The sequence below is a fragment of the Nonomuraea sp. NPDC000554 genome (genome assembly GCF_040300065.1).
Lineage (GTDB): Bacteria > Actinomycetota > Actinomycetes > Streptosporangiales > Streptosporangiaceae > Nonomuraea.
Genome location: NZ_JBEPDC010000072.1, coordinates 1 through 1,818, shown reverse-complemented (window position 1 = coordinate 1,818; position 1,818 = coordinate 1). Strand labels below are relative to the sequence as shown.

Here is a 1,818-nt window from a genome sequence, read left to right as displayed (position 1 = left end):
TAGGGCTTGTCCCGTGGATCTTCGGCCTTCTCTACGACGGTGGAGGCGATTTGGCCCCGGTCGCTCAGGGGCAGGCCGTGAGCCTTGGCCCACTGACGGATCTCTGCGCTTTTCTCACGGCTCATCGCACGCTGACCGCCGCGCAGGGCAGCACTGACGAAATGCAACCTGTTCAAAGCGGTCAAAGTGAGCGCTACACCGGTGATCTTGGATGCCAGCGCGAAGGCCCGGGCGACAGAGTGCTGGTCCATGCTGTCCAACCCGGAATCCAGCAGTCCTTCGTCCTGTGGAGGCTCGAGAACCCACCCGACCTCGCGCATCACGTCGTTCAGTCGATCCGGATCACTGCCCCATCGCTGGTCCGGCTCCCGCGGGAGGAACTTGGTGACGACGGTGCCATCGACGGCGTATCCGAATCTGTGCTCCGCGTAGTCGTTGCGGGCGACGCCCACGACCTCACCGGTCCGCGACAGTTGGGTCATCATCAGCACGGCTTGCCCGCCCCACGGCTCGACGGCCACGCTCCACTCGCCGACCTGTGCAACGCCGACGTACAGGACGGCTACGGCGTCCTCGAAGTAGTCTCTGGCACGACCGCACAGCTCTTTGAAGGTCGTCGTTTCCGCCGGCGAGATGGGTTCGAAGCGGCTCAGCACCTCGGCTGGGTCAAGCCGGTGGAAGAACGACACGCAGAAGATGTCTCCGAGCAGGTCGTGCTCATCTGCTCGCTGGTCTTCCAGCCAGCGGAACTGGCTGAGGAGATCGGTCACCGTACCTCCCTTGATCGGCTGGCGACATGCTGGCAGTCGGCACCGACAAAACCGCGGCCATGTGTCCACTCCGAAGGGTGCTCCTTCGGTCACGAGACAGGGTCGCGGAGCCAGATCCTGATCGAGGCGACGTCGATGGTGCCTTGATAGATGCGCTCGCGCTTGTCGGTGCGAAGGGCCACTGCACGGTAGCCCTTCATCTTGTTGATGCACCGCTCGGCGGTGTTGCGCTCCTTATACCGCTCGGCGTCGAACCCAGGCGGTCGCCCACCCTTACTGCCGAGCTTGAGACGGTTGGCCTGCTGATCCTTCTTGATCGGGATGACCGCCTTGATGCCGCGTCGGCGCAGGTAGGCGCGATTGGCGCGAGAGGAGTAGGCCTTGTCGGCCAGCACACGCCCGGGACGCTTACGAGGACGGCCCAGTTCGCGGCGCTGGATGCGCACACCCTCCAGCACACGCTGGAAGTACGGGCTGTCGCCATGCTGGCCAGGGCTGATGATCCGGGCGATCGGACGGCAACGCCGGTCGGCGACCAGATGCACCTTCGTGCTCAACCCGCCACGCGAACGGCCCAGCGCTTCCCGTCCCTTCACCGGTTTGTGATCTACGCCGTCCCCTTTGACGGGAAATCGGCCGGCGGCCGGTGGCGGGCTCCGGCGGCATGCTGATGGGCACGCACCACGGTGGAGTCCACGCTCACCGTCCAGTCCTCGCCTTCGGCCTCGTCACATCCGGCACGCAGCCCGTCCAGGATCTTCTCCCAGGTGCCGTCCATCGACCAGCGGCGATGCCGGTTATAGACGGTCTTCCAGTTCCCATAGCAGAGCGGCAGGTCACGCCAGGTGATGTTGGTCCGGACCCGGAAGAAGACCCCGTTGATCACCGTTCGGTGATCGGCCCACCGGCCGCCCTGCCTCGGGTTGGCCGGCAGCAGGGGCACCAGCCGTTCCCACTCGGCATCAGTCAGATCATGACGATTCAGGCAATCTTCCACCGGACTGATCTACACCAAACCGCCACTAAAGATCCACGGGACACGCCCTAG

Annotated in this window: 2 protein-coding genes; both read right to left on the bottom strand. The window is 64.7% G+C overall.

What is annotated here, in order from left to right; translation table 11 throughout:
• The coding region (locus ABT294_RS50670; protein ID WP_350813740.1) for a DUF6461 domain-containing protein at positions 1-770 on the bottom strand (770 nt) is incomplete at its 3' end.
• Positions 771-859: 89 nt separating this feature from the next.
• Positions 860-1,755, bottom strand: a protein-coding gene (locus ABT294_RS50665; protein ID WP_502912254.1) for an IS5 family transposase whose coding sequence is annotated in 2 segments (ribosomal slippage) — positions 860-1,405 and positions 1,408-1,755 — 894 coding nt in all. Because the reading frame shifts where the segments join, the coding sequence is not laid out codon by codon here.
• Positions 1,756-1,818 lie beyond the last annotated feature (63 nt).